This is a genomic window from Streptomyces solitudinis (genome assembly GCF_036323765.1).
Lineage (GTDB): Bacteria > Actinomycetota > Actinomycetes > Streptomycetales > Streptomycetaceae > Streptomyces.
In genome coordinates this window covers 1-307 of sequence record NZ_JAZDCW010000038.1, presented here as the reverse complement: position 1 = coordinate 307, position 307 = coordinate 1, and the positions used below count along the sequence as shown (strand labels likewise).

The window sequence follows — 307 nt, the reverse complement described above, 5'->3', positions numbered from 1 at the left end:
AGGCCACCGAAGAAGAAATCACCCCCCACCTCACCGACCGCGTCACCCTCGCCGCCCTCAACGCCGCCAACTCCCTCGTCATCTCCGGCGACAGCGACCAAGCCCACACCATCGCCGACCACTTCACCACCCTGGGCCGCAAAACCAAACAGCTCACCGTCAGCCACGCCTTCCACTCCCCCCACATGGACGGCATGCTCGACGACTTCCACCAGGCAGCCACCCACCTCACCTACCACCCACCCACCATCCCCATCATCTCCACCGTCACCGGCAACCCCGCCGCGGAAGAACTCACCAACCCCCG

General features: G+C 65.8%; 1 protein-coding gene. It reads left to right on the top strand.

Annotated features, from left to right (window positions below; translation table 11 throughout):
- A partial coding sequence (locus tag V1J52_RS26040) for an acyltransferase domain-containing protein (protein ID WP_330142429.1) occupies window positions 1-307 on the top strand: 307 nt, incomplete at both ends.